Raw genomic sequence first — 24,515 nt, forward strand, 5'->3', positions numbered from 1 at the left:
GATTTTTATTTTGGTAAAAAATTGGCGATACTAAATTGGCAATACAATAATACGTCAGTTTTTACCGAAAATTTTGTAGCGGTCGTTGGTAAGGCAAGATGATAAAGGCAGGAATGCTATCTCATCTGTTGATTGTAAGTCATAAATAAAAGGACAATAATATGAATGTTTCTATCAGTGGTCACCATATCAGTGTTACCGATGCGATGGACAAAGCAGTTCGCGAAAAACTTGAAAAAGTAGAGCGTCACTTCGATCAGATACAAAGTATTAAAGTGATCTTATCGCTAGACAATAGCGGCGCAAGTGATGGTGGTAAAAAAAGCCATAAAGCCGAAGCGATTATGCGAGTCTCAGGTCAAGAAATGTTTGTCCAAGCACTTGAGGATGATATGTATAAAGCCATTAATGAGATGGCAGACAAGCTTGATAGACAAGTGCGTAAATACAAAACCCGTCAAGAGCGTAAAAAAACTCAGGGTGCAGGGCGTGATGGACGCTATGAAGACCTTACTACCGCTGATGTAGCGCCAGCCGTTTAGTTTTATTATGATTGACGCTCAATATATAGTGGCTAATAAACCCATAAATAGTATAGTCATTCCACTATAAAAGTATTACAGCGTTAACCTCGCTTGAAGTATCACATATACATCTACACTCGGTTGCCTTGTACTACTTTTAAATTGAATCGACTATATGAATAAATAATATAAATAGCCCATCGATTGAGTAATGACGTAATAAGCAATAAAAAAGACCTCAAACGTATGTAACGTTGAGGTCTTTTTATTGGCTATCATATCGTCATTCTTTAACGCAAAAGATGGTGTAATTAATAAGGTTCAGTTTGTCTTAACTACTAGTTTTTTCGAGGTGACTATCTTCAAGTGGCTATCTTCAAGTGACTATCTTCAAGTGACTATATTAAAACGACTAATGAATCAACCGCTAGCCGCCACCAACTGCTTGTACCACCTCAATATTCATCCCTTCTACGATACGTAGTTGACCAAGTTCGCTCTTTGGGATCAGATCTCCATCAACCTCGACTGCATAGCGACCTTCGCTAAGTCCTAGCTCATTGATGACCAATTGCACGGTTTGATGGGTGGTCTGTAGGTGTTTACCATTAACACTAATGGTACTCATAAAATGTACTCCTTAATTGGTTGAAATTCCTTTTTTCGCCATATCGTTCAGTGACATCATTGTTATCTATCTTTTTCGCGGCTGTTAATAACTGTGTACGTCAAACAACTACCTTGCTCAAGCGAAACGCCGAAACAGCCAGCCATAGCCAACCTGCAATCATTAAGACGCCTCCAATAGGCGTGATTGCGCCAAACCAACGCGGCGCGCCCAAGGTCATTGCATACAAGCTACCAGCAAATATAATCACGCCAACCTGTAGCAACCATGCGCTCGTCTGAGTCGTATAGTTCAGGCGAATAAGGATGCCAACGAGCAACAAACCAAGGGCATGGACAAACCAATAGAGCGTTGCCGTGTGCCACCATTCAAGCTGCTGAGTATTAACCATGCTTTTGAGACCATGAGCCCCAAACGCGCCTAAAGCAACGGCGACGGCCATATTAATCGCTGCAATAGCTATCCAATTTACCATGCCCAAACTCTTATCATTAGCCAAGCCTATCAATAGTGCAGAATAGAATGTTTGCGCCCGCCTTATTGAATGTCATCGGGCAAAATGACACTATCGATGGTCATAGCATCACGAATTTTATCCATAGCATTTTTTTCGATTTGGCGTACACGCTCAGCTGAGATAGAGTAAACCGCTGCCAATTCGTGCAAGGTAGATTTTTGCTCAGACAGCCAGCGCTGCTCAACGATATCGCGTGAACGATCATCGAGGGTATCCATCGCCGCAATCAGTGCTGATGAGTTGTTCTCTTCCCAATCCGATTCTTCTACCATCTCAGCAGGATCGATACCATCTTCTAAAAACAGCTGCGGCGCATAACGACCGTCATCATCATCGCTAGATTGCGCTTCAAACGAAGCATCATAAGAGGTGAGACGCGATTCCATCTCAAGCACTTGCTTACGAGTGACATTTAAGTCATTGGCAATGGCATCTGCTTCTTCTAATGTTAGCTGATTATTGGTCTTTTTGAGACTGCGTAAGTTAAAGAACAACTTACGATGCGCCTTGGTGGTCGCGACTTTGACAATGCGCCAGTTACGAATCACAAATTCGTGAATTTCCGCTTTAATCCAATGCACTGCAAAAGAGACCAAACGCACGCCTTTATTCGGATCAAAACGCTTGACGGCTTTCATTAACCCCAAGTTACCTTCTTGGATGAGATCCGCTTGTGGTAAACCGTAGCCTGAGTAACTGCGTGCGATGTGAATCACAAAGCGCAAATGCGACATAACGAGTAAGCGTGCGGCTTCCACGTCGCCTTCATCATAATAGCGATGGGCAAGCTCTTGCTCTTGCGTTGGGGTTAAAATAGGGATTTGGTGCACTGTATTGATATACGCGCCCAGATTGACCCCAGGCGCTGATAGATGCGTCGGCATCGCTGGCACTAAGTCACGCGTACTCGTATCTTCAAATGCACTCGCATCATAAGGTGGACGCGCAGCAGCAGCTTTTAGAGCTGCATCGCGCGCTTCGTTTTTTTCAGGCGCTGCGCCATCTTTTTTACGTGTTTTCGCAGCATCATTAGCAGTAGTAGCCATATTCTTGACCTTGGTTAAATAGATAAACAAACAGTCAGATAAAAATCTTTATTGTTGTAATTGTAAAGGATAGCGACGCTTAGTTGCTATCAGTTTTGGTAATGATGAAGTGATATATTGTATCGCAATGCTGGGATGATATGCCATCAGCCAGCGCTTCGTTGATAACTGGCTTAATGTCTTTATTGGTGACTTCGTTAACCATCAATTTTAAGCTGGGAGTCGTTCCAGCCTGTTGGCTTTGTTGACAAAAAGCGGTGATATCCGCTTGCGAGTTAGGGTCAGTGGCCACCACATATAACGACTCGCCCGCTGCCACCTCACGTAATGCCACTTTGGTTTTTAACAATGGCATCGGGCAGGCAAGTCCACGTCCGTCTACCAAGTTCTTTATAATAAGGGGTAGCTGCTTTGAGTCGATCGTAGCACTCAACTCAGTATCACCCTCATAAGAGGCAGACAATAAATCTAATAATTGGCGAATAACATGCTGCTGCGTATCAGACAAACTGGCTGGCAAACAGACAGAATAAGAGCCTGTTACGGTGATTAACTGACTGTCAGCGGACATAAAACCTACCCTTAAAACATTAAAACTGGCGTTTACAACTATAGAGAATTCAATAGCCTATTATTATTAATATTAACTTATCAATAGATTTGAGCCATTAATTAAAAAACAATAATGGCAAAGTCTCTCTACCGTGCATCATTATAGCAAATTGCCGCTATGTAGTTGCAGTTGAATATAGTCATCGTAATGTTTGGCTCACTAGAATAACTAAGCAAGGTGTCTTTTCATGGTGATCTGTGCAGATTGCTAGCAATAAACAGGCTGAAATTCAGCTCTAATAATTACATGGTTATGTTGCACAATAGTGACGCGCAGCCAAGTTATTGGTAGTTAAATGCAGACTAGAATTGACCTTATATAAACAAGCTCGTATAGTCAAAATTACGTTGTTATCAATCGGATAGGATGCGCATTTGTATCACTCTAATAGACAGTCGCTATGTGGTAAACCAGACGTCAATGTCTCGAATGCGTGTTTCATCGTTAAGGATGCACAAGACATGATATCGTCTACACCCAAGCAAAAAACGGCTCGTTTGCTCATGCCCCATGCCATAAAAATTGTCGTATCAGCTGCCTTATTGACAATGGCAACTGGCGCCAATAGTAGCGAAAGTACCGCTGCGCCATTTGCCTATGACTCGTGGCAAGGCCCAGCTTCAGAAGCGCTCGATTTACCTAACTTACGCGGGCAAGGGCTGAGCTTTGCGGAGCAATATCAAAATAAGCTACTTGGCGAATGGTCGCTACAAAATATCAATGGTCGTGTCAAAATGGAGCACGATCCTTGGGTGCAAGAAACGGTCAAGGAGATGACGTGGCGGCTCAATGCGCAAGCGCGTCAGCAAGCACCCTTGGGCGTGGTCATTATCGACAATCCCAGTATCAATGCGTTTGCCGCGCCAGGCGGCGTCATCGGCATCAATACAGGGACGATACTGGCTGCGAGTAGTATGGATGAGCTGGCCAGCGTCGTCGCTCATGAAGTCGCGCATATTAGCCAACGCCATTACGAAAGCGGCGTTGATGAACGTAAAAAAGCCATGCTGATGCAAATAGGTGGCATGCTGGCCGCGATTGCCGCATCAGCGGTCGATGGTGATGCGGCAGCGGCAGTGATGATGGGCAGCCAAACGGCGACGATGAATAGCAGCATGGCGTTTAGTCGCAACAATGAGCGTGAGGCTGATCGGGTAGGGATGCAAATCATGACCCAAGCTGGATATGACCCACGGGCGATGCCCAGCTTTTTTGCGACGATGAATCAACAAAGCCAGCTGAATCAGACAGCCAATCGGTTTTTACCCAGTTTTGTACGTTCACATCCCTTGAGCAATGAGCGCTTGAGTGAATCGCAAAGTCGTGCGCAGCAGTATCCAACCATGTCATTAAGCCAGCAACAGCGTCATCAAGCGCTGTTCGATTTGCTTTATTGGCGTGTACAAAGTACCGGTAAGCATGCGTCTGAGACCACCTTGACGGCAGCCGCCAAAAACAGCTTAGGGGCCAAACTGTCACTGATGACTTGGTATAGCGAGCAACAACGCTTTACTGACGCCAATGAGATATTGGCGGAACTTGTTGCGTTACCAGTGGCGCGGCGGCAGGTGTTAGAGCCCTTGTTGTCGATTACCCACAGCCAAATTCTGAGCGAGCAAGGCAAGTGGCAGCAAGCCGCCGAGGTATTAGAGCGTCAGCAGCGTCTGTATCCTGAGCGCCGTGATTTGCGGTTGTATTTGGCTGAGGCGTTGACCAATAGTAATGAGCCGACCAAGGCACAAGCTTTGTTAAAACCTCTGACCCAGCAGCAGCCAGCCGATCGCTATGCTTGGCAAAGCCTACAACTGGCCAATGAAAAAATCGCTAAAACCACTGATTCTGCGCAACTTAAAAATATTGCTACCATTAATGCGCTACGTTATCGCAGCCATGACCAGCTCTGGAATGGACGTTACGAGCGTGCACTTACTTCCTTAACACAGGCCAAACAGTTGGCTGAACGTATGCAAACGACGGGGCAAGCAAGTAGTGCACGTCCGCTATTAGCGAGCATAAATGCAGAAATTAAAGACGTAAAAACCGCCAAAGACTTTAAGCCTTAGGCGGTTATGTGTATCTTTGAATCACCATTTTTAAAATTAGCACACGCCCTAGGCATTGATATTAAACAATGGTGTTTATTACAAAGCTATCAACCTTGCAAGGCTTCTTTTACCAGTTTAGAGATGAGCGCCGGATCAGCACGACCTGCGGTTTTATTTTTTAACACGCCCATCACACTGCCCATATCGCGCATAGAAGTGGCGCCTTGCGTTGCAATCTCGGCATTTACCATAGCAGCCAGCTCATCATCATCCATTTGCTTGGGCATGAACTCATTGATGATATCAATTTCGAACTGCTCTTTGGTTGCCAAGTCGTCACGGCCATTTTCGGTAAAAATACCAAGTGATTCTTGACGTTGTTTCAGCTGTTTTTGTAGGATTTCTAACACCCCTGCATCATCAAGCTCTATTTGACGATCAATTTCAATTTGCTTGATAACGGAATGCACGTTACGCAATACCTTTACGCGTTCAAGCTCACGGGCTTTCATAGAGGTTTTGATATTGTCTGACAGGGTTTGTTTAAGGTCGCTCACTATTATTATCCTTATAAGGTAAGTTTGTTGATGCGCCGTCTGCGAAAGCGGTCTTTTTAATGAAAGACGCTATTACTGGCAGTATCGACCGCAATAATAAAAATTGTAGCATAAAAAACGCCACTGATATCGATTGATAACAGTGGCGTTAATGTAGCGCTTGTACTTAACTAATCGTATTATCGATTAGTACATACGAGTGGTACGAATAGTTTCGCGTTGTAATTTTTTCTTATAACGCTTTACCGCAGCTGCTTTTTTGCGCTTGCGCTCTTGCGTTGGTTTTTCATAAAATTCACGTTTACGCACGTCAGATAATACACCGGCTTTTTCACAAGCGCGCTTAAAGCGGCGGATTGCGATATCAACTGGTTCGTTTTCTTTAACCTTAACTGCAGGCATGAAGACTCCTTATGAGGATGAGATATAAAGGCATTAGTTTGGTTGTGTATTAGTATTTAGCCGTAATATCTCAAGATTACAGGCATCAACTCAAACTAGGATAATCTTGTACTATAGCACAAGGGCGAGTATTTTAATAATAAATGCGAATAAAGTCAATGGTTTTCATGCATTTATCTCTCAGTATGAGTAATTGGAAAATATTTGGGCTAGCGCATTTTTTACAACCTATTAGGAAGTTTTTGGGTTTACTTATCTTGTTTATATCTGGTTAAATCCGTCACAGATAATCCAACAAAAAATCCCTACTGTCTATAACGGTTTGTCTTGTCTTTATGCTATGATAATTTCTATATAGTCAGTGACACACTAATGATTTTTGGGCATTTTATTGAGGATGTTGGAATGAAGAAAACAGTACTAAATACGGCTTTAAGCACCGCATTGTTGGTCGCTCTTGGATTTAGCGTGAGTGCTTGTAGCAGTGATAAAGAAGGTGGGTCGCATGAAGTAAAAGCCGTTGATCGGGTAGATGAGGCCGCCAAGCTTGCTCTTGCCAATGGACCTGAAGCTGAAGAGATGGATTTTCCAGAAACCGCACCGATGCCAGCGACAGATATGGCAGCGGACGGTACGGCAGTTGACGGCGCTACCACTACTGAAGCAGGTGCTGATACGGATATGGCTGACAGTGCCGATGCGACTAGTACTAGTACTAGTACGGATACAGCAGCTACTGATACTAATGCCGCCACGCCCGTAGCGGATACCGCAACGACTGACGCTGAAGCAACTGCCAATTAATAGCGCTCAATGTGCAAGGCCGTGACGGATTTTATGCGCTGTAATGACAGCCGCTAAGATGAACCCTTATATAGAGGTATGATCATGAGTAATAAGCAACCGCGTATGAGTTTTGGTAAATGGACATTGTCGGTGTTCAGTATTAGCGCGTTACTGGCGCTTAGTGCGTGTAGTGGTGACAATACAACGGCTGAAGAACCAGCTGCGGTCAGCGAATCAGCTGACGCCGTCGCTGTCGAGCCAGCACCGCCGGTCGCTGAGCCTGAAGTGGTGACGCCCGAGCCTGCCGTAGAGAGCGAGGTCAGTGAAGCGATAGAAGAGCCAGTAGCCGAAGCCGAACCTGAAGTACTGGCTGCGGACGCTGGGGCCAAGCTTTATGAGGCGCAGTGCAAGATGTGTCATGCACAAGGGCTGTTAGAAGCGCCAAAATATGGCGATACCGCTGCGTGGAGTGCGCGCATTACTAAAGACAAAGAGACGCTGTATAGCCATTCTGCTAAAGGTTTTAATAAGATGCCCGCGCAAGCGATCAATGGCGTCACTGAGGCACAAGTGCATGCTGCGGTTGATTATATGTTGGCGTCTGTGAGCTGATGGGGCGTATTGCCATATATTCGCTATTGAAATTTGTTAAACTGACCGTCATTGTGACTGACAATGGCGGTTTTTTTATGCACGTTGTTAATGGCATAAGACGAAAACGCTGCAAAAGACGATATGAAGGCAAGAGTATGAAAGTATTGGGTTTAGAGACGTCTTGTGATGAGACGGGACTGGCGATTTTTGATAGTGAGCTGATAGACACTGACAATCAAGGTTTGCTTGGGCAAGTGCTGTATTCACAAATAGAGCTGCACGCACTCTATGGCGGCGTCGTGCCTGAGCTTGCCAGCCGCGATCATATTCGTAAGCTGGTACCTTTACTCAACGAGCTACTAGAGCAGTGCGATATCAAGAAAAGCGAGATTGATGCCATTGCCTATACCAAAGGGCCTGGATTGATTGGCGCGCTGATGACCGGTGCATTATTTGGGCGCAGCTTGGCGTATGGCTTAGATATTCCGGCGATCGGTATCCATCATATGGAAGGACACCTGCTAGCACCGCTGATGGGCGCAAATCCTCCCGCCTTTCCGTTTGTGTCGTTACTAGTGTCTGGTGGGCATACCTTGCTTATTGCTGCTCATGGCGTTGGTCAATACGAGATATTGGGTGAATCAATCGATGATGCCGCTGGCGAGTGCTTTGATAAAGCCGCCAAGATGCTAGGCTTGCCTTATCCTGGTGGTCCTAATATTGCTAAATTGGCTGAAACAGGCGATCAAAACGCTTACAGTCTACCAAGACCGATGTTACATCGCGGTTTAGATTTTTCTTTTAGCGGTATGAAAACAGCGGTGCATAACCTTATCAAAGATACCCCTCATTCGGAAAGTGGCCCTGACGGTGATCCACAAGTTCGTGCCGATATTGCTGCCAGTTTTCAACATGCCATGGTTGATACGCTGGTGAAAAAATGCGTCAAAGCACTTAAGCAAGTAGAGATGAGCCGCTTAGTCATCGCTGGCGGTGTGAGTGCTAATAGTCATCTGCGTGAAACGTTAGAAGCTGAGCTGGCAAAAATAAACGCCACCGTCCATTATGCACCGCCAGCGTTATGTACGGACAATGGTGCGATGATTGCTTATGCCGGTTACGAGCGCTTGCAAGCAGGGCAGTCGGATGATTTGGCCGTTAGCTGTGTGCCACGTTGGCCGATGACAGAGTTGCCTGCAGTATAAAGGTGATGTTGATTGGGCGTCATGCCCATGTTGATGCTCATGAAAATTATCTAAAGTAAGGATGAGCTATGCAGTGGATTGCGATTGGTTTGGGCGCCGCATTTGGAGCGTGTTTGCGAGGGTGGCTGGCGCGCTTTAATCCATTGCACCATTGGATACCGCTAGGTACATTGGGTGCGAATGTCTTGGGTGGACTGCTGATAGGGCTAGCTCTAGTATGGTTCGGGCGGATGGGTACTGGCTTATCTGATAACGTGAGACTATTCGTCATCACTGGATTTTTGGGCGGACTGACGACGTTTAGCACTTTTAGCGCGGAGGTCTTTACCTTCGTCAATGATGGCCGTTTGCTGGCAGGATTGGCGCTTATCGGTTTACATGTGGGACTCACATTGCTAGCAACCGCGCTGGGATTCTATTTCTTTAAGTTGGTTTTGTAGCCGTTGATAGATATTAATCGTTTAGTGGTCTGTTATAAGTAGTTCCATGATAGCAGTCTATTTTAAGTGGTTTATTAATAGGTTTAAAGGGCAAAATAACTGATTCCCTTGGGGTATACTCAAATCAGGATTTAACGAGACTTAACTGTACGAAATAAGATGATTATGACGACATTGAAATTCATAGGTACTTTCATTCTAAGTGCTATAGGAATCTTAGTAACCGGATGTACAGAGCCAAAAAACCCAAATGAGCTAGTTACCGCTTATATACCAGCAGAAATATCAGATAAGGTATTTGTCGCCACTTTTCCACGTTGTAATAATAATGATGCTGGTGACTTTAATGAGTTTTCGACAAAACATTTGAGACTAAAATTTCAAGCGAAAACATTCTCAGGTAACCCCTCGAATAGTTATCACTGCCCTTCAGAAAAACTAGGTATGGTTTTTTATACAGACTTGAGACCACTTTACAGATTGATTGATTCAAATAAAACTGATGGTGAAATCGTTGAAAAAGTAGTTAGGGGTAAAGACTATTTTTATAATACTTTCCCCCCAGAGTCGCTAATAGAAAAAACGTTAAACATTGAGCGATTTTATGCCGACTCTAGTCAAGAAATGCTAGTAATAGATGATATGCCCAATCAGACCAGTCCATTAAAACTCATGTTTATGAAGTACCCTAATGAAAAACTTAGCTCTTTTCATAATTATTATGACTTGTACACCATACTGGATGATGATTTTTTATTAAAGTATCGAATTAGAATAATGAATGATGACTACAACCAAAGATTTAATCTGAGCGGTTACGATACGCAATTTGCGCAAGCGTTTAAAGATGTCATAGCAGCTGATGGTCGAGTGCTAGATCACCCCAAGATTATTCAAGGTTTTGTCGATAATAATGAGCGAGTCATAGAGTTTTTTAAAGCGCATAGACAGATTGTTACTAAAACCGAATTTAATAAGATCAACGATGCTGATCACACAATAGAATAGTTTTCGAGTAATGGCTTTGAGCCATATTAAACTCATTTACCATAACATTCGTTATGATATGAAAAAGTGACTAATATTTTATAACTATAAGAAAGTAATCAGTAATGAACCTACAACGGCTTCACTATCCCTTCTAGTAAATTTGCGAACCCTTGCATATACGCTGTATCTTGGCTAGATGTGCGCGTTGCTGCATACAACTGACAATGCACACCTGCACCTAACTTCCGCGAGACGACCCAGCCTTTTTTCTCATATTCCGCCACAACCCAATCAGGCAATGCAGCAACTCCGCGCTCACTAGCGACCAGCTGAATAAGCATCGCTGTCAGCTCTGTAGTACGAACATTCTCAAAGCTCACCTGTGCAGGCGTCATAAAGTTGGCGATAATATCGAGACGCTTGGCCTCTACTGGATAAGCAATTAAGGTTTCTTCAGTCAAATCACTGGGTTCAATAAATTCTTGTGCTGCCAAATCATGCGTGGGCGACAGTACCAAGCGACTCTCATACTCAAACAATGGCTGATAGCTGATACCGTCTATCGGTAAATCACTGGTGGTAATCAATAAGTCAATATCACCTTCCATGAGTAGATGATGCGGCTCAGGCTCAAACCCTGTGGCAAAGTCTAGCTCGACATCTGACCACTCACGGCGATAATGATTGAGTATCGGCATCAGCCAATCAAAGCAGCTATGACATTCAGAAGCCAGACGCAATCTGCCTGCCTGACCATGCGCTAAGCGCTTTAGATTGGATTTGGTACGGGTAACTTGCGGCATGATGCTATCTGCCAATGCCAGCACAGTCTTGCCCGCTGGTGTAAAAGTCAGCGGACGCGTGCGACGGTTGACCAAGCTAATATCGTAATAATTCTCTAGCTCTTTTAGCTGATGTGAGACCGCAGAAGCTGTCACATGCAGCTCATCGGCAGCCGCAGCAAGTGAACCATGCGCTCGTAGCGCGGTTAAGGTATTCAGATGACGAAGCTCGAGCATAAAGTAACCTAACCACTGATTTTAAGAAAAAGTAAAAGAAAGTCGAATGTGAATAAAATTCATTATAACCGTTTTATAGTGATTTTTATTCAAAAATTAGTATAAATCATGCAAAGCTTAATAGCAGCCACTCTTAACATCAGTCGTTAATGACTCATTAGCGCCGACGTAGTAGCAACTGCGAAATGATGACCAATATCAAAGAGGCGGCCAGTAGTAGCGTACCAATGGCATTGACTTCTGGCTTCAATCCTACGCGTACCATTGAATAAATACGTAGCGGTAAAATCTCATAGCTTGGGCCAGTGACAAAGGTTGAGACCACCACGTCATCTAAAGATAGGGTAAATGCGAGCAACCAACCTGCCATTACCGCTGGCAGAATGACGGGAATCAGTACCGTACGCACCATCGTTGATTCGTTAGCACCCAAGTCGCGGGCGGCTTCCATCAAGCGCTCATCCAAGCTGCTTAAACGTGCAAACACAGTAATAACCACAAACGGCAGGCAAAAGGTAATATGAGCTAATAGCAGCGATACAAAGCCCAACTGTAGACCAATCAATAAAAATAATGCGAGTAATGAGATAGCCAATACAATCTCAGGCGACATCATCAGTACAAACAACAGCCCATTTAGTAAGCCTTTGCCACGAAAGTTGTAGCGATGTAAGGCAAGAGCAGTCAATGTACCGATCAAGGTTGAGACGGTGGCAGCGACCAAACCCAAAACGATAGAATGCCAAAAAGCATCGAGCATCGCTTGGTTATTAAATAGCGATTCATACCACTTTAAGCTAAACCCGCCCCAGTTATAGCCAATTTTTGACTTGTTAAATGACATCACCACTAGGACAATAATGGGCAGATATAGCAAAGCATAAATCAGTCCGAGATAGCCTTTAGCCGCTATGCTGCCGATGCTAGGTTTCTTGATGTGACGCTTGTTCTTCACGGGTGAGTTCTTTAATGAGTTATTAGACATTAAGCCACCTCATTAAAGTCGGTCTTGCCAATACGGCGGCTACTGGCACGATAGGCGAGTAATAGTACGGCCATCGCAAGGGTCAATAATACGCTGGCTGCTGCACCGAATGGCCAATCACGCGCATCCAAAAATTGATTTTTGATGATATTACCAACCAATAAATTGCGCGAGCCACCCAAAATATCTGCCACATAGAACATACCCATCGCTGGCAATAACACTAATAGCACCCCTGAGATAATCCCAGGCGTGGTCAATGGTAGCACCACGTGCCAAAAGGTCTGCGTTTTTGAAGCGCCCAAATCCTGCGAAGCGAGTAGCATATCATTACGCAAATCGGTAAATACCGCATATAACGGTAATACCATAAACGGGAATAACAAATACGTTAAGCCGGCTATCACCGCGCCTTGGGTGTATAAAATATCAATAGGGGCATCGATGACGCCTATCGCTAGTAGGGTTTTATTAATCAAACCATTATTGGCAAATAGTAATTTCAGCGCATAAGTCCGTACTAAAGAGTTGGTCCAAAACGGTAATATTAATAGCATCATCAGCAGCGGCTGCCAACGCACTTTTGCTTTGGATATCAGCCATGCAAAAGGGTAACCAAGTAACAAGCAGATGACCGTGGTAATGCCTGCCATCCATAACGAATGGACAAATACCTCAAAATACAGCGGATCAATCATGCGTACATAGCTGTCGATACTGACAGGCAAGCTAATAAAAGCGCTGCTATCGCGAGTCAGAAAGCTGACAGCGATGACCAATATATTTGGCAATAACGCAAAAATAAGCAACCAGCCCCAGATCAGCCATAGCGTTGCGGTCCGAAAAGGACTTTTGTTGCCCAAATTGAAACGGCTATTAGCTGCCATTAGCTGACATCCTTTTGCACAGACATGCCTTGATGTTCGCTCGAATTGGCGGTTGACTGGTCGATTGAATCGTCATCTGGTAGCACCCATTCCCAGCCATCCACCCATGAGACCTTGACCGCTTCATTTAACTTGTAATCAAAACTTGGGTCATCTTCATCAAAGAATTCAGAGGCTTTAATAATATGACCGTTTGCGAGTTCAATAATCGAGTCTAAGGTGCTACCTTTATAATTACTCTCGATGACGCGGCCCAGTAATCCAGCGTGGGCGTTATCATTGGGATCATAAATCCGTAAATCTTCAGGGCGCAGCAGTAAGTTTACGATATCGCCCACTTGCACATCATTAGCAAAGTCCGGACGACGCAAATTACGTAATGTCGTCGGTCCGTCTTGCGCTTGCGATTCACATACTTCGACTTCGATACGCCCATTGCTGACTTGTCCATCACGATCTGGCTGGTCAGCGTAGACGCCTTTGACTTCTGCTCTGAATAAATTGGTCTCACCGATGAATTTGGCGGTAAATAAATTGGCGGGGGTTTCATAAATCTCAATAGGCGTGCCAATCTGCTGGAATCTGCCATCTTTCATCACCGCGATACGGTCTGACATTGACAGCGCTTCTTCTTGGTCATGAGTGACGAAGACAAAGGTGATGCCCAGTTCGCGCTGCAAGCGTTTGAGCTCAGACTGCATTTGCAAACGCAGCTTGTGGTCGAGCGCCGACAGCGGTTCATCAAGTAATAATAGTTTAGGACGATTAATCACCGCCCGTGCGATCGCCACACGCTGCTGCTGACCACCGGATAAATCTTGCGGTTTGCGATTGGCCAAATGCTCTAACTGCACCATGGCCAGCATCTCACGCACCCGCGTTTGAATCTCGTCTTTAGGAATTTTTTTAAGTTTAAGACCATAAGCAACATTTTGCGCAACGGTCATATGCGGAAATAAGGCGTACTGTTGAAACACGGTATTGACCGGACGCTTATCGGCTGACAAGCCTGCCATCTGTACACCATCTAGATAAATCGCCCCAGCGTTTGGTTGCTCAAAACCTGCAATCAAGCGCAGCAACGTCGTTTTGCCACAGCCTGATGGCCCAAGCAGTGTCAAAAACTCACCATGCTTGATATCGAGATTGATGTCCTTTAGCACTTCGGTTTGATCGTAGGTTTTTTTTAGACCAGTCAGTTGTAGCAGCACCTTATCGGCGTTCGGCGGCATAGAAGTTCTATGTGTGTTCATAGATGAGTCATTCATAATATAGTTTCCTAAGCGCTCGATAGACTGGGGCCGCGACCAAATAAAATCGCTGCAATTTCGATGACTGGCCTGAGCGTAAGCGTGGTCTGGTTGCTGCGTATTATAACAAACCCTTGATATAAATCAGTGCAAGTTCGTTATAAGTTCGCCATACCATTTTATTATGGGCCAAAAATTCGTTCTGATAACCTTTGCTTTCTTCTTAGCATTCTTAGGGTCTGTTGAACATTCAAATATTAGGACTGCTGATTGCTAAAATCGCCCCAAACCTTTTATCAAATCAGGCGTAAGCCGACGATAATGTCGAGACCTTAGCTAGGTTTACAACAACGTTTGGGGTGATTTTAGTATTAGCCTTTCAGGGCAGGACTATTTTTTGCCAATACATGGCGAAATTATCTAACCTAGAATGACTAGGCGTCAAAAATTTCACTGCGTATTGTCTAAAAAATAGACGCTGCCAGTGCCACATTTGAATGTTCAACAGACCCTAGTGTCACAGGCTTATTATTGGTTATTTTAATGTGACTGACTGCCGCTTTACCAGCCATGACCATCTTTAAATAACGAGATTAAAAGCAATTTTTTTATGATTTTTCTCCCTTTATTCCTATACAATAATTTTGTGGTTAAGAAATACAGGAAGCCTGATATGTCGGGCAAAACGCTTAGCCAAGCCATGGTCAAAAAAAGAGATTTATTATTCTAATCATTTTATAATCAAGGAACCCTTATGCCTACTGATATCCGCCCAAAAACAGGTCAAGAAGCGCTCGAACTGCTAAAAGAAGGCAATACGCGCTACATGGATAGCCTCACCAACACTGATCCAATGATGCAAAGACGACCAGAACTGGTGAGTAATCAAGACCCGTTAGCCATCATTTTGGGTTGCTCCGATGCCCGAGTACCGGTCGAAATTGTATTTGATCAAGGCTTGGGTGATTTGTTTGTGATTCGGGTAGCAGGTAACGTGGTTGCGCCTTCGCAAATCGGTTCAGTAGAATTTGCCGCCGAAAAGTTCGGTACAAAGTTGGTCGTGGTCTTGGGACATTCGCATTGCGGCGCCGTCACTGCTTGTGTCGATGCACTGATCAACCCTGAGCAAAATTACTCGCCCAATTTACAGTCAATCGTCGATCGTATCCGCCCAAGCGTTTATAACTTACATGAGCTTGCTACTGCCAATGGGCAAGATGTCGATGCTGATGAATTGGTCAATCGCTCAATAAGTGCCAACGTGCGCATGTCGGTCAGCCAGCTTAAGCATGGTTCGCGGGCGCTAGAAGACTTGACCAACAGTGGTCAGTTATTGGTCGTTGGCGCAGAGTATGATTTAGAAACAGGGAAGGTACGGTTTTTAGATAGTTAGTCGTTATAAAGTTAATGGCTATTCTATTGTCAATATTATCAATAAAATAGCGCTAGCCTTACCTTTATTTTGGGTGAGGCTAGCGCGCTTGTGTTTAATAATTGAATATAACTATCCATATAGATTGACTGTATAGATTATAAGTTCTTACAAAATCCTATCATTAGTCCTGCCATTTTTTATTATGATGAGAGAGTTAAGCAAATCACAAATAGCGTGATTTGCTGATTTTTAACTTCCATAACTTGTCAACTATTAGGATAACTATGTCTACGTCAGCGTCCAATTCAACCAATAATAATGAAGCAACGATAGCGCAGCCTGCAAGCAGTATAAAGGCCGATGGTGTGCAGTCGATTGCTGCACAGACTTCAGGCTTTACCTTTAACCACACCATGCTACGGGTAAAAGACCCTGTTAAATCATTGGAGTTTTATACTGGCGTGCTCGGTATGACGCTACTGGCAGTAAAAAAGTTCCCTGAGATGGAATTTGATTTATATTTCTTAGCCAAGCTGACCGATAGCGAGCGTGAGAATTTACCCGCCGGTGAAGATTTAGAAATCTTTGCCTTCCGTCAGCGCGGTATTTTAGAGTTGACCCATAATTATGGTACCGAGACTAAATCTGACTTTAGCTATCATGATGGTAATAGTGAGCCACAAGGTTTTGGACATATCTGCTTTAGCGTCCCGAACCTAGATGAAGCGGTGGCTTGGTTTGATAAAAATGATGTCGAATTTAAGAAACGTCCCGAAGATGGCAGTATGAAAAATATCGCTTTTATTAAAGACGTTGACGGCTATTGGATTGAAATCGTACAAGCCGATTTGATGGGCTAGTTTTTAGGACCTGACAATCAACAACGATGGCGTATCATTGACTTAAAAAGTTCACATATCAAAGGAGTGACCCCTGAATGCCTACCTCTGAGGCAGAAACCGCAGTAAGTAGTGAGACAGTTGCTGAATCGACAACGACAGATGCGTTGACATATCAAAGCATCATCGATTCGGCGAATGGCATCCTGATTGGCTTTGTCGAGCGTATACCGCATTTTGTGGCTTCGCTCATCGTTATCCTGATTTTTTGGTTTTTATCGATTGTCTTCAAAAAAATCGTTTATAAATTATTAGGTAGCCGCAGTCGTCATCAAAACTTAGTTAAAGTGTTTCAGCGGGTAGGCGGTGCACTGATTATTTTCATTGGTTTTATGATTGCCATGGTCATTGCCGTACCAGGATTTACACCTGCCAAGCTTATTGGTGCGCTCGGTATTGGTTCGGTCGCCATTGGTTTTGCTTTTAAGGATATTTTTCAAAACTTGCTATCTGGTATTTTGCTACTTATCTCAGAGCCATTTCGTATTGGCGATCAGATTGTCTCAGGGGAGTATGAAGGGACGGTTGAAGATATCAAAATCCGTGCGACGACCATCAAGACCTATGATGGTCGACAAGTGGTCATTCCAAACTCGGATTTGTATACTTCAGCATTGACTGTTAATACCGCCTATAAGCAGCGCCGTCTACAAGTCGCCGTTGGTATTGGTTACGAAGATGATATCGAAGCAGCAAAGGCTGAGATTTTACGGGCGCTGGATAAAGTGGATAGTGTCTCTACTAAAGCCAATCCAAGCGTGATTGCGACAGGTTTTGGTGGCTCCTCAATCGATTTAATGGTGCGTTGGTTCATCGAAGATGGCACCCAAGCTAATAAAGTTGCCTCAATCCATCAAGTTATCGTAGAGATTAAGAATGCATTGGATGCGGCAGGGGTGAATATTCCTTTCCCCATACGTACGATCGATTTGAGTGATCCTTCTGTAAAAGCGATTGTAAATAAACTCAATGAGCAGGAACGTGTCAATCAATAAGAGGTACGGTCTGTAATACTGAGCCAACTTAATAAAAAGCCGCCCTATCATAGGGCGGCTTTTTAGCAGTCTGCTTATAACGTCATAACCAGTGGTTTAGTCTTTTTTGGCTCTAAAATCAGTGTGGCATGACTTACAGCTGGCGCCAACTTCTTTAAAGGCTGGTTGTACATCTTCCACTGTCGTGGCTGTCTGCGCGACTGTATTTAGATCAGCAGTGACTTTTTGGAAGTTATCTGCTTCAGCGCGGAACTCCTCAACATTGCTCCAGACAGCGTCAGTGGCATTACCAACGGCTTCTTGGTTTTCAAAATGACTCCAAGGCTTACTCGCATCTTCTGCTAAGAAAGCAGCTTGTTCTTTGAAGACCTCAGCATCAAAAGTATCTGGGGCTTTAACCATATCACCCATGATACCTGTCGCATCGCCCCAGCTTTTCATGCTGTCTTGACGCGCTTTAACATCAGGGTCAGCTGGCGTGCTACAAGCGGTTATACCTAAAGCTGCTGCCATTAATGTGATGCCAAAAATTGATTTTAATGATTTGTTATTATGAACCTGTGCCATGAAAGTTACTCCTTTAATCTGGCTAATAGTAGGCGCGCTTGCAAATGCTAGCCCTAAATAAAAATATTATTATAAAACTGACTCTCGCCCTTTAGAAACGCAGTCGCTTCTAAAGGGTTTTTGCGAAAAATACATTCTATTGTAACGGTTATCTAAGTAATGACCGTTACAATAGTTGTTATCACATCGTAAAATTTGACTGCACAACATAGATTGTATAGTCAGCGAAAAGTAATATCGATACATCACGTGCTGATATTAATTTTTTGTAGCCTCTGTCTGCGCAGGCACAGCAAGCAAGAAAAATTGATATCAGCAATACCGTAGCGTTTTTAGAATATTTTGACTATATATTGTACAACGAGCTACCACAGTGGTTTTATAACTGAGGTTTATTATGACTAAGAGTTGTTATCATTGAGCTTCAGTGCAAACGACGCTCGTAGCACAACTATAGTCGGAGCACTTTTAAACCGCTACGGTGTTACCCGCCCTAGATGTACTTAGTGTACTATCTGCGGTCGGTCGCCTTGTAGCGATTTTAAAATTCCTTGACTATATAGTTATAGCGACAGCCAATCACGTGGCTTGAGATAAAAATCTGTCAGCTCAAACTCAGGCGTTCCTGCGGCAGGTTCAAAGCGGTAGTGCCAGCTGGCAAGCGGCGGCATACTGACTAGGATGGACTCGATACGCCCATTGCTCTGAAGCCCAAATAGCGTGCCGCGATCATAAACAAGGTTGTATTCAACGTAGCGACCACGGCGATAGAGCTGAAATTCACGCTGTGCTTCGGTATAGGGCGTCTCTTTACGTGCCTCAAAAATGGGCAGTATGCCATCAAGATAACCGTTGCCGACCGCCTTCATAAAGTTAAAGCAGGTGTCAAAGTCCCAGCCGCGACTCTCAGTATTAACATCATCATAAAATAGTCCGCCGATACCGCGTTGCTCATCACGATGACGCAAATGAAAATACTCGTCACACCATTGCTTAAAGTCAGGATAGACGCTGTCGCCAAAAGGTGCACAGAGATCATGACAGACTTGATGCCAATGGACGCAATCAGCAAGCACTGGGTAGAACGGTGTCAAATCAAAACCGCCACCAAACCACCAAATAGGGTCTTCGCCTTCAGCCTCGGCGACGAATAAACGCACATTGGCATGGCTAGTTGGGACGTTAGGGTTTCTAGGATGGACGACCAGTGACACACCCATTGCTTGCGCTTTACGACCTGCAATATCAGGGTGACGCGCGGTAGCTGAGGCAGGCAAATTATGGACATGGATATGGCTAAACATAACCCCTGCTTTTTCAATCACTTTACCATCTGCCAGCACGCATGAACGCCCACCGCCGCCTTCAGGGCGTTCCCAGTTATCAGGGACAAACGTCGCATTGCCGCCGCCATCGCGTTCTTGCGCTTCTAAGGCTTGACAGATACGCGCTTGTAAATCGACCAAAAATTCACGCACACGCATGATGTCATTTTTGGTTGGCGTCGTTGAATCTGCTGCTGACAGATTTGGAGAATTATCACTATTTGGAGTACTCATAAAAATATCTATTTATTCAGGTGTATGGCGGTATTGAACTCTTTATCGAGTAGATGACCCATGCGATCACGCTTGGTGGCTAGATAGTCTGCATTCATGTCGTTGACGCCAACGACTAATGGTACGCGCTCCACGACGTTGATACCATGGCCAGTCAAGTAAGCGACCTTGTCTGGGTTGTTGGTAATGAGTCTCACCGCATCAACGCCCACATGGGCGAGCATCGGGCTGCACATATCATAAACGCGCGCGTCAGCAGGCAAGCCTAACATCAGATTGGCATCTAGGGTATCATGCCCTTGATCTTGCAGGGCATAGGCACGAATCTTGTTGGTCAGCCCAATGCCGCGACCCTCTTGGCGCAGGTATAAAATAGCGCCGCACCCAGTCTCTTGTATCGCTTGCATCGCGGTATTGAGCTGAGGGCCACAGTCGCATTTTAGTGAGCTAAAAGCATCGCCTGTCAAGCATTCAGAGTGGATGCGCACTAAGGGAATAGGTCGTTCTGCTAGCGCGTCATCCTTTTGCTGCAAGCCCGCGGCCTCTGTCTGTTGATTGACCACAGAAAGACCGACGGTCAGCATCACATGCTCTTGTCCATCATCATTTTCAAAGATATGAATATCAAACTCGCCGTGACGAGTCGGTAATGTGGCACTGGTGATAAATTGATATGACATTAATGTCCTACATGAGCCGATCATCGAGGCGGTAGCGGATTCTGACATAGCCATATTATTATGGTTAAGGTGTTATCAGTATAACCGGTTCGTGAAGGCAGTGTGTTTATTGTGCTTATTATAAAAACACACAAAGTTCACAGACGACGCACGATGATTAAAGCGACAATTAAAAAAAAATGCTATTATGCCATACTATTTTAACGGATACAGTGACAAGTCTTTGCCCTTACATTACTATGTCGTCACTAACGGCTGATATTGATGCCAGGCAATAAGGCATAATAGCAACGGTTGATGTCACAGCGTTAAGACTATCGTCGTCTATTATGGCGGCGTATTTATTGCTATGCGTGATTATATAGTTGCTAGCAGTAATTTTATAGTTAACGATATCAATATAGTCAATGACATCCATAATGGTGTCGTGATTATTACTATTATTAACGTCACTCAGTTATTTATAGTCATAGTAATATTTTAAATAGACCCTTGTCAGCAGATTGGTAGGTATCGTACGGTTTATGCAGCAGTCACCTCATTCCCCACAGTCTCAGTCAGTATCCGCGTCAGCCATTGAGTCTGCTGCTAAGCTATCCAGTCTGCAACAGACGTATGCAGTGATTCCGCGTGCGCGTCCCCAAACGCCGCTACTTGATGCGATCAATACGCCTACTGACCTAAAAGCACTCACTACCGCGCAGCTGATAACCTTGGCTGATGAACTGCGGCTTTTTTTGCTGTATTCAGCCGGTCAGAGTGGTGGACATTTTGGTGCCAATTTAGGGGTGGTTGAGCTGACGATTGCGCTGCATTATCTCTTAGATGCGCCGCAAGATCAGATTGTTTGGGACGTCGGTCACCAAGCCTATGCGCACAAAGTTCTGACAGGTCGCCGCGATAAGCTCGGAACGATTCGCTCCAAAGACGGTTTGACGGCTTTCCCTGAGCGTGCTGAGTCGACTTACGATACCTTTGGTGTTGGGCATTCATCGACCTCTATCTCAGCTGGTCTTGGCATGAGTCTAGCGCTGCGTTACCAAGGTCGCGCGCAAACCGTGGCTTGTATTATTGGTGATGGTGCTATGACCGGCGGCATGGCGTTTGAAGCCATGAATGACGCCGTACAACAAGATGCCGATCTGCTCGTTATTTTAAATGACAACGACATGTCGATATCCTGCTCTATCGGTGGCTTTTCCCGGCATTTAGCGATGTTGTGGGAGTCAGGCTATCAAGTTGATATCTCTGATACTGGCGAGCCTGTGCTGTGTCATCGCCCTGATATGCAGGCCTTTGACCGCCGCAAACGCCATAAAGAGATGCGCGATGTACCGCAGTTAGAAGACAACTTATTCAAAGCGATTGGCTTTACCTATTTTGGCCCCTTTGATGGTCATAATATCCCTGAGCTGTTACGAGTATTGTCGCTTGCCAAGCAAGTAACAGGTCCGGTCTTAGTCCATATTTATACCACTAAAGGTAAGGGCTTTGCGCCAGCAGAATTAGATCCAGTCGGCTACCATGCTATCAGTAAATTGCCTGATGAAGTGAAACCTACAGAACATAAAACTGCAGCAATCCATACTCAAAAAGCTGATATTCCAGAAACTAACCGTCCAAAAACTAGGCCTGCCTTAAAGTACTCACAAGTATTTGGTCAGTTTCTATGTGACAAAGCAGCGGCAGACGATAAGTTGCTGGCAATTACTCCAGCAATGGAAGAAGGCTCGGGGATGATCGACTTTGCTCGTCATTTCCCCGAGCGCTTTTTCGATGTCGCTATCGCTGAGCAACACGCGGTGACGCTTGCTGCTGGTATGGCGACTCAGGGCGTTAAACCTATTGTCGCGATTTATTCGACGTTCTTGCAGCGTGGTTACGATCAGCTCATTCATGATGTCGCTTTGCAAGACCTCGACGTGACGTTTGCTATCGATCGCGCTGGTCTGGTTGGTGAAGATGGGGCTACTCATGCTGGCGTGTTTGATTTTGCCTTTTTACGCTGCGTGCCCAATATGTTGATTGCGGCGCCAAAAGATGAGAATGAATGCTACCATTTGCTCAATACCTGTTATGAGTACCAAGGCTGTACAGCCGTACGCTATCCACGCGGCGTCGGTACTGGAGCTGTTATTACTCAGCCAGCGCAAACTTATAACATCGGCAAGGCAGTGGTAGAGTCAGTATTAGGTAACAACAGTGCCCCTAAAAAACTGGCGTTATTGGCATTTGGCACGATGGTTGCGACGGCTCAGCAAGCGGCAGAACGTCTGATTAATGATAATATAGAATCAGACTGTCAGATACAGCTCGTCAATATGCGCTGGGTAAAACCGTTAGATACTAAATTGCTCGAAACCTTAATTGAGCAAGGTATTACCCATATTGCCACCCTAGAAGAGCATATGATAATGGGCGGCGCGGGTAGTGCGGTCAATGAGTATTTGCTGAACGAATCTGCTGCTTTTAAAGCCAATCGTCCAGCTGTCTCTAATATTGGCATCTCTGATCGCTTTATCGCCCACGGCTCCCAAGTCGAGCAATGGACTGACTGTGGTTTGGACGTTGATGGTGTGGTCAGTCAACTACAAACGTTATTGTCGTAACTTTATACCGTGGAAATGCATTTATAAAAAGCTTTAATAGTTATGGTTTTAATTATAAAGATCGAAAAAAGATAATCATATAACCAACAGATATAACGCCTGCTTAGCCGTGGGTGCTGACTTTTTTACAACTTGCGCAGTTTGTGACGACCATTAAAATAGTGGTTGGCTTAGTGAGCGTGAAGGTTTTTTCGTCTCTATCGAACAATTTTAGTATAATGCGGTTATTGTTTTTAAAGGCTGGATTTTTAAAAACGACGTCTTTTTGATCGCATAGCAGTCGTGTGATGCGGCGGCTGATTGGCATGTTGTGAGCACAGATTTAGTATTATTTTTGACAGTTATTCATCAAGTAAATGTTTTATTCATTCATCAAGCAAATAGGTTATTTATGGAACCCATGGTCGTCATCGCAGCGCGTACTGCTGAAAAAGTTGGTAAAGAGATTTTATATGCGCATCAAAACCGCCACAAAATTGAATTAGATATCGAGTCGAAAGGGCTTGATGGATTGGTCACGCGTATTGATCGCTTTAGCGAAGAGCTGACCATTGAAACCCTAAAAGCCAGCTATCCAAATCACTCGTACCTGGGTGAAGAGTTTGGTATGCAAGAAGGTCGCGGCGAAGATGCTGACTGGTGCTGGATTATCGATCCGCTAGATGGCACCAAAAACTTCGTTCATGGCGTGCCGCAGTTTTGTGTGTCTATCGCGGTACAGCATAAAGGCGTGACTCAACATGGCGTTGTCTATGATCCTGTCCGTGATGAGATGTTCTCTGCTAGCCGTGGTAAAGGCGCACGCTTGAACAATCGCCGTATGCAAGTGAGCGAGCGCAAAACGATTGATGGTGGTTTATTTACTACTGGTCATCCGCTTGAGCGCAAACGCAATGGTGAAGTTGTTTCTTATGCCAAAGAGCATTTTGAAAGCCTGCTAAAAATCTCTGAGTCTGGTGGCCAGATTCGCCGTTTAGGCTCTGCTGCGCTTGATTTGTGTTATGTAGCGGCTGGTCGTTTTGATGGCTACTTTGAAATGTCTATCAAGCCTTGGGATATTGCGGCCGGTGAGCTTATCGTGACCGAAGCACGTGGTGTGGTCGTCGATCATACAGGCGCGCACAACTCAATGACCTCAGGCTCTATCTTTGCTTGTAACATCAAATTATTAAAGCCGTTGATGCAGGTGGTTGTCCCAACATGGGGCGACGCAGTCTAGTCAGTTAACGACAAGCTAGTGATGGCATGAGATTGGTCAAATGATGAGTAATTAATACTGTTTTGCTAGTGCATGTTCTAGGGCTAGTCTTCGAGTTTTTAGCAATAAAAAAGCTGGTATTATA

The 24,515-nt window shown here is 44.6% G+C and carries 25 protein-coding genes; 12 read left to right on the top strand and 13 right to left on the bottom strand.

What is annotated here, in order from left to right:
• The first annotated feature begins 161 nt into the window (after positions 1–161).
• Positions 162–542, top strand: coding sequence for a ribosome hibernation-promoting factor, HPF/YfiA family (gene hpf / locus ACSUPM_RS01510; RefSeq protein ID WP_025651923.1), 381 nt, complete (start codon positions 162–164; stop codon positions 540–542).
• A gap of 409 nt (positions 543–951) precedes the next feature.
• On the opposite strand, the gene thiS is transcribed toward hpf, so the two are convergent.
• The 4 genes from thiS to ACSUPM_RS01530 all read right to left on the bottom strand — a co-directional run bounded on the left by thiS (position 952) and on the right by ACSUPM_RS01530 (position 3,286).
• On the bottom strand, positions 952–1,152 hold the full coding sequence (gene thiS, locus ACSUPM_RS01515) for a sulfur carrier protein ThiS (protein ID WP_025651924.1): 201 nt from the start codon (positions 1,150–1,152) through the stop codon (positions 952–954).
• Between the two features lie 100 nt (positions 1,153–1,252).
• Positions 1,253–1,627 (bottom strand): DUF423 domain-containing protein, encoded by a 375-nt coding sequence (locus ACSUPM_RS01520; protein ID WP_025651925.1) that lies wholly within the window; start codon positions 1,625–1,627, stop codon positions 1,253–1,255.
• A 62-nt stretch (positions 1,628–1,689) separates the two neighbouring features.
• Positions 1,690–2,553 (bottom strand): RNA polymerase sigma factor RpoH, encoded by an 864-nt coding sequence (gene rpoH, locus ACSUPM_RS01525; RefSeq protein WP_198015432.1) that lies wholly within the window; start codon positions 2,551–2,553, stop codon positions 1,690–1,692.
• Positions 2,554–2,794: 241 nt separating this feature from the next.
• The gene (locus ACSUPM_RS01530; protein WP_025651927.1) at positions 2,795–3,286 is read right to left on the bottom strand and encodes a sulfurtransferase TusA family protein; all 492 of its coding nucleotides are present in this window, start codon (positions 3,284–3,286) and stop codon (positions 2,795–2,797) included.
• Positions 3,287–3,702: 416 nt separating this feature from the next.
• On the opposite strand from ACSUPM_RS01530, the gene ACSUPM_RS01535 reads away from it, so the two are divergent.
• Positions 3,703–5,391, top strand: coding sequence for a M48 family metalloprotease (locus ACSUPM_RS01535; protein WP_227688882.1), 1,689 nt, complete (start codon positions 3,703–3,705; stop codon positions 5,389–5,391).
• An 89-nt stretch (positions 5,392–5,480) separates the two neighbouring features.
• Here ACSUPM_RS01535 and ACSUPM_RS01540 read toward each other — a convergent pair whose 3' ends face one another.
• Complete coding sequence (locus ACSUPM_RS01540) at positions 5,481–5,930, bottom strand: GatB/YqeY domain-containing protein (RefSeq protein WP_201566092.1); 450 nt, start codon at positions 5,928–5,930, stop codon at positions 5,481–5,483.
• A gap of 186 nt (positions 5,931–6,116) precedes the next feature.
• A complete protein-coding gene (gene rpsU, locus ACSUPM_RS01545) occupies positions 6,117–6,332 on the bottom strand; it encodes a 30S ribosomal protein S21 (RefSeq protein WP_025651930.1) in 216 nt (71 codons plus the stop codon).
• A gap of 405 nt (positions 6,333–6,737) precedes the next feature.
• Between rpsU and ACSUPM_RS01550 the strand changes: the two genes are divergently transcribed.
• From ACSUPM_RS01550 to ACSUPM_RS01570, 5 genes are all read left to right on the top strand, one after another.
• Positions 6,738–7,136 carry a hypothetical protein gene (locus ACSUPM_RS01550; RefSeq protein WP_201582448.1) on the top strand — a complete coding sequence of 133 codons (399 nt, stop codon included), beginning with the start codon at positions 6,738–6,740 and terminating at the stop codon, positions 7,134–7,136.
• Positions 7,137–7,220: 84 nt separating this feature from the next.
• Positions 7,221–7,730: a c-type cytochrome gene (locus tag ACSUPM_RS01555; RefSeq protein ID WP_025651932.1), complete on the top strand. Its 510-nt coding sequence runs from the start codon at positions 7,221–7,223 to the stop codon at positions 7,728–7,730.
• Positions 7,731–7,867: 137 nt separating this feature from the next.
• Positions 7,868–8,917, top strand: a complete 1,050-nt coding sequence (gene tsaD / locus ACSUPM_RS01560) for a tRNA (adenosine(37)-N6)-threonylcarbamoyltransferase complex transferase subunit TsaD (RefSeq protein WP_201578399.1) — start codon at positions 7,868–7,870, stop codon at positions 8,915–8,917.
• A gap of 68 nt (positions 8,918–8,985) precedes the next feature.
• The gene (locus ACSUPM_RS01565; RefSeq protein ID WP_025651934.1) at positions 8,986–9,357 is read left to right on the top strand and encodes a CrcB family protein; all 372 of its coding nucleotides are present in this window, start codon (positions 8,986–8,988) and stop codon (positions 9,355–9,357) included.
• A 165-nt stretch (positions 9,358–9,522) separates the two neighbouring features.
• A complete protein-coding gene (locus tag ACSUPM_RS01570) occupies positions 9,523–10,365 on the top strand; it encodes a hypothetical protein (RefSeq protein ID WP_156915627.1) in 843 nt (280 codons plus the stop codon).
• A 110-nt stretch (positions 10,366–10,475) separates the two neighbouring features.
• On the opposite strand, the gene ACSUPM_RS01575 is transcribed toward ACSUPM_RS01570, so the two are convergent.
• The 4 genes from ACSUPM_RS01575 to potA all read right to left on the bottom strand — a co-directional run bounded on the left by ACSUPM_RS01575 (position 10,476) and on the right by potA (position 14,506).
• The gene (locus ACSUPM_RS01575; RefSeq protein WP_025651936.1) at positions 10,476–11,366 is read right to left on the bottom strand and encodes a LysR family transcriptional regulator; all 891 of its coding nucleotides are present in this window, start codon (positions 11,364–11,366) and stop codon (positions 10,476–10,478) included.
• A 157-nt stretch (positions 11,367–11,523) separates the two neighbouring features.
• Positions 11,524–12,351 carry a spermidine/putrescine ABC transporter permease PotC gene (gene potC / locus ACSUPM_RS01580; protein WP_201566098.1) on the bottom strand — a complete coding sequence of 276 codons (828 nt, stop codon included), beginning with the start codon at positions 12,349–12,351 and terminating at the stop codon, positions 11,524–11,526.
• Complete coding sequence (gene potB / locus ACSUPM_RS01585) at positions 12,351–13,238, bottom strand: spermidine/putrescine ABC transporter permease PotB (RefSeq protein ID WP_201617528.1); 888 nt, start codon at positions 13,236–13,238, stop codon at positions 12,351–12,353. Before potB ends, potC begins: the two co-directional genes overlap by 1 nt.
• Positions 13,238–14,506 carry a spermidine/putrescine ABC transporter ATP-binding protein PotA gene (gene potA, locus ACSUPM_RS01590; protein ID WP_051395110.1) on the bottom strand — a complete coding sequence of 423 codons (1,269 nt, stop codon included), beginning with the start codon at positions 14,504–14,506 and terminating at the stop codon, positions 13,238–13,240. Before potA ends, potB begins: the two co-directional genes overlap by 1 nt.
• A gap of 736 nt (positions 14,507–15,242) precedes the next feature.
• Here potA and ACSUPM_RS01595 point away from each other — a divergent pair.
• The 3 genes from ACSUPM_RS01595 to ACSUPM_RS01605 all read left to right on the top strand — a co-directional run bounded on the left by ACSUPM_RS01595 (position 15,243) and on the right by ACSUPM_RS01605 (position 17,757).
• Positions 15,243–15,881 carry a carbonic anhydrase gene (locus ACSUPM_RS01595; RefSeq protein WP_025651940.1) on the top strand — a complete coding sequence of 213 codons (639 nt, stop codon included), beginning with the start codon at positions 15,243–15,245 and terminating at the stop codon, positions 15,879–15,881.
• 266 nt (positions 15,882–16,147) lie between these two features.
• Positions 16,148–16,723: a lactoylglutathione lyase gene (gloA, locus tag ACSUPM_RS01600; RefSeq protein ID WP_352286909.1), complete on the top strand. Its 576-nt coding sequence runs from the start codon at positions 16,148–16,150 to the stop codon at positions 16,721–16,723.
• A 77-nt stretch (positions 16,724–16,800) separates the two neighbouring features.
• Positions 16,801–17,757, top strand: coding sequence for a mechanosensitive ion channel family protein (locus tag ACSUPM_RS01605; protein WP_352286907.1), 957 nt, complete (start codon positions 16,801–16,803; stop codon positions 17,755–17,757).
• A 96-nt stretch (positions 17,758–17,853) separates the two neighbouring features.
• Here the strand turns inward: ACSUPM_RS01605 and ACSUPM_RS01610 are convergent, their stop codons facing one another.
• The 3 genes from ACSUPM_RS01610 to ribA form a co-directional block, all read right to left on the bottom strand.
• The gene (locus ACSUPM_RS01610; protein WP_201631771.1) at positions 17,854–18,324 is read right to left on the bottom strand and encodes a c-type cytochrome; all 471 of its coding nucleotides are present in this window, start codon (positions 18,322–18,324) and stop codon (positions 17,854–17,856) included.
• 563 nt (positions 18,325–18,887) lie between these two features.
• Positions 18,888–19,883: an oxygen-dependent coproporphyrinogen oxidase gene (gene hemF, locus ACSUPM_RS01615; RefSeq protein WP_436880120.1), complete on the bottom strand. Its 996-nt coding sequence runs from the start codon at positions 19,881–19,883 to the stop codon at positions 18,888–18,890.
• 8 nt (positions 19,884–19,891) lie between these two features.
• Positions 19,892–20,563, bottom strand: coding sequence for a GTP cyclohydrolase II (gene ribA / locus ACSUPM_RS01620; protein ID WP_436880121.1), 672 nt, complete (start codon positions 20,561–20,563; stop codon positions 19,892–19,894).
• A gap of 524 nt (positions 20,564–21,087) precedes the next feature.
• Between ribA and dxs the strand changes: the two genes are divergently transcribed.
• Both dxs and ACSUPM_RS01630 read left to right on the top strand, forming a co-directional pair.
• The gene (gene dxs / locus ACSUPM_RS01625; protein ID WP_227692907.1) at positions 21,088–23,172 is read left to right on the top strand and encodes a 1-deoxy-D-xylulose-5-phosphate synthase; all 2,085 of its coding nucleotides are present in this window, start codon (positions 21,088–21,090) and stop codon (positions 23,170–23,172) included.
• A gap of 391 nt (positions 23,173–23,563) precedes the next feature.
• Positions 23,564–24,391, top strand: coding sequence for an inositol monophosphatase family protein (locus ACSUPM_RS01630; protein ID WP_025651750.1), 828 nt, complete (start codon positions 23,564–23,566; stop codon positions 24,389–24,391).
• Positions 24,392–24,515: the final 124 nt, after the last annotated feature.

The organism is Psychrobacter okhotskensis (assembly GCF_965638355.1).
Taxonomy (GTDB): Bacteria; Pseudomonadota; Gammaproteobacteria; order Pseudomonadales; family Moraxellaceae; genus Psychrobacter; species Psychrobacter okhotskensis.